This is a genomic window from Pseudoalteromonas sp. SR45-5, from assembly GCF_014163565.1.
Lineage (GTDB): Bacteria > Pseudomonadota > Gammaproteobacteria > Enterobacterales > Alteromonadaceae > Pseudoalteromonas > Pseudoalteromonas distincta.
The window spans coordinates 1-3,134 of record NZ_JACJDN010000484.1 but is presented as its reverse complement, the minus strand read 5'-3'; the positions used below and the strand labels follow the sequence as shown (position 1 = coordinate 3,134).

Here is a 3,134-nt window from a genome sequence, read left to right as displayed (position 1 = left end):
AAGCAAAAATGGATGCATTACTTTCGGCTGCAACATTTGACGAAAATGCAGCAAAAGAGCTATTAAATGAACGTCATGAAAAAGGTGAGCAATTTGGTTTAATTAAACTAAAAACACAACACCAAGTAATGCAAGTGCTTAACGCTGAGCAAAAAGAGAAGTTTGCTAAAATGCAAAAGCGTATGAATAAAAAGCACCGTAAACAAAAAAGTTAATTTTACTTTTTTGTAAATACTAAAAAACCAGCGTAATGCTGGTTTTTGTATTTAGGGCATTATGAAGATAAATTATTTAAAAAAGTCATCTTCATTTTTAGCCATCATTGCCTCAATATCTTCTATCATGTCTTGGCTAAACTCTTCAGCCGAGGTAATTGGTGCAGAAATTTTATTATTTTCGAACGACCATTCACCTAAATCAATTAGTTGGCAGCGCTTTGAGCAAAAAGGGCGAAATGGGCTTTGCTCTGACCATTCAACTTTAGTTTTACAGGTTGGGCAGTTTACAACAGTAGGCATAAATTACTCTCTACAAATTTTTGGTGCATATTACATTACTTATATATGAGTCTCTAGCTATAAGGCTCTGAGCTTAGAGCCTTATCTTTTACTGTGGGACTTTAAAAATTGGTTACGCGGTTTATTTCACCAAGGGATGTAAGGCCATCGGCTGCTTTGCGTAAACCCGATAAACGTAAATTATTAAAACCGGCTTTAAGTGATACGTCTGCTATTTCAAGCGAGTTACCACCGCGCATAATAATTTGGGCAATTTCAGGAGTAATTTGCATTACTTCGTAAATACCCACACGCCCTTTGTAACCATCAGTACAGCTATCACACCCTTTAGGCATATATAACGTCATTTCTTCAATTTGCTCGGCGCTAAATCCTTGGCGAGCCAGTTCTTCACTCGGAAGTTGTTCTGGCGTTTTACATTTAGGGCATAAACGACGTGCTAAACGCTGGGCTATTATTAAGCTAATCGAACTTGCTACGTTATAAGCGGGTACACCCATATTTAATAATCGAGTGATTGTTTCCGGCGCTGAGTTTGTATGCAATGTTGATAAAACCAAGTGGCCTGTTTGCGCCGCTTTTATTGATATTTCTGCGGTCTCTAAGTCACGTATTTCACCTACCATAACTACATCAGGATCTTGACGTAAAAATGCGCGCAGTGCGTTGGCAAAAGTCATGTCGGCTTTAATATTTATTTGTACTTGGTTTACACCTTCAAGGTTAATCTCAACCGGATCTTCCGCAGTACTAATATTACGCTCAGGTTGGTTTAGTATATTTAAACCTGTGTATAGCGATACTGTTTTACCAGAACCGGTGGGCCCTGTTACTAGTATCATCCCTTGAGGCTGGGCAAGCGCATCCATGTAGAGCTTTTTCTGCTCAGGCTCATAGCCTAATACATCAATGCCTAACATAGCGCTTGATGAATCAAGAATACGCATTACTATTTTTTCGCCCCACAAGGTAGGCATGGTACTTACACGAAAATCGATACTTTTGCGTTCAGTAATTTTTAGCTTAATACGACCATCTTGTGGTTTGCGTTTTTCGGCAATATCGAGTCTCGACATAACCTTAATACGCGCAGAAAGCTTGGTGGCTAATGTATTGGGTGGGCTTGCCACTTCATGCAAAATGCCATCAATACGAAAGCGAATACGGTACTTGTGCTCATATGGTTCAAAATGTAAATCAGAGGCACCTTTTTTAATGGCATCCATTAAAATTTTGTTGATGTATACGATGATAGGCGCATCATCTTTATCGTCATCTTGTGGTGCTGTATCTCTTTGGCTTTCTGAGTCTAAGTCAGCAAATTCTTGAAACTCGTCATCAGTTAGATTTAAGCTGCCAGTGGCATCTAGTAATTGCTCTATTTTGGTATCGAGTTGAATATAATCAACAACAACAATTTCGCATGAAAGACCGGTACTAAACTCAAAGTTTTCGAATGCGCCGTAATCTGTTGGGTCTGATGCTGCTATATAAACTTTTCGATCTTTTTGAACAAGCGGCAAAATATGATGTTTACGTATAAGTTTTTCTTTTACGAGGTCGGCCGGGATTCTTGTAGGATCAAAGTCTTTTAAATCAAAATAAGGTACGCGAAACAAGTCGATACATTGTTCAGCTAAATCTTTACTATCGATTTTTCCACATTTAGAAATAAGCTCAGCTGTTGAGGCAAATTCATTTTGTTTGTTTTTAACCGTGTCGGCATCAATGCGGCCAAGGGTTATAAATTTTCTCAATAACGGTGAGTTAATATTCATTGCGCACCTGTTTTATTCCTTCAATAGTAAGCAATTTATCAGAAAAAAGAAGGGGATTACATCACCTTTCATTCATTGTTGTGATTTTACTAACTAAAATACGAGTTTGTGTGAGTTAGGACAGTGTTATTGTGAGTTAGTTTTGTTGTGTAATGCATATTGTAGGTACTTTTTATGAAGATCAACAAGTTCTATATTCACTAGGTTTAAACTACGGTCGTTATTTAAAATATCATCCGCTTTTTGTTGCTTATCATCACGTGACATTTGCGAGGCAATAATACTTTTAACTTGCTCACTACTTGTGTTGTCACGTTTTGCTGTACGCGCTATTTGTACACAGCTTGGTACGTCAATAAGTAAGGTATGGTCGCAATATTTATCAAGGTTGTTTTCAAACAATAAAGGCGCTACTAAAACAACATAAGGGCTAGTTGCATTATTTAAATCGTTTAGTATTTTTGCGCGAATAAGAGGGTGTAGCAACGCATTAAGCCATTCTTTGTCACTGTTGTTAGTGAATATTTTTGCGCGCAATTCTGCTCTATTTAATGTGCCATCAGGCAATAAAATATCTTTGCCAAAGTGTGCTGTAATCGCTTTTAGCCCTTTGCTATTTGGGAGTACGACTTCACGCGCAATTATATCGGCATCAACTATTGTAATACCAAGCTCTTCAAACATGTTACTGATGGCCGTTTTACCACAGCCAATACCGCCTGTTAAGCCTAATACCCAGCTGTTTACTTTAGTTATTTGCTCACTCATTTTAATAACCTATTAAATTAAAATAAGCGCCTTGAATTTGGTTGCCCCAAAGCATGGTGATCCAGCCTGC

3 protein-coding genes and 1 pseudogene are annotated in these 3,134 nt (G+C 37.9%); 1 reads left to right on the top strand and 3 read right to left on the bottom strand.

What is annotated here, in order from left to right; all coding sequences use genetic code 11:
* Nucleotides 1–215 (top strand): annotated as a pseudogene (locus H5072_RS15440) (hypothetical protein); the annotation flags it as partial.
* Nucleotides 216–287: 72 nt separating this feature from the next.
* Here the strand turns inward: H5072_RS15440 and yacG are convergent.
* From yacG to coaE, 3 genes are all read right to left on the bottom strand, one after another.
* Nucleotides 288–518 carry a DNA gyrase inhibitor YacG gene (gene yacG, locus H5072_RS15435; RefSeq protein WP_002957774.1) on the bottom strand — a complete coding sequence of 77 codons (231 nt, stop codon included), beginning with the start codon at nt 516–518 and terminating at the stop codon, nt 288–290.
* A 101-nt stretch (nt 519–619) separates the two neighbouring features.
* On the bottom strand, nt 620–2,296 hold the full coding sequence (gene pilB / locus H5072_RS15430; protein ID WP_007586143.1) for a type IV-A pilus assembly ATPase PilB: 1,677 nt from the start codon (nt 2,294–2,296) through the stop codon (nt 620–622).
* Nucleotides 2,297–2,422: 126 nt separating this feature from the next.
* Nucleotides 2,423–3,064, bottom strand: a complete 642-nt coding sequence (coaE, locus tag H5072_RS15425; protein ID WP_182694023.1) for a dephospho-CoA kinase — start codon at nt 3,062–3,064, stop codon at nt 2,423–2,425.
* Nucleotides 3,065–3,134 lie beyond the last annotated feature (70 nt).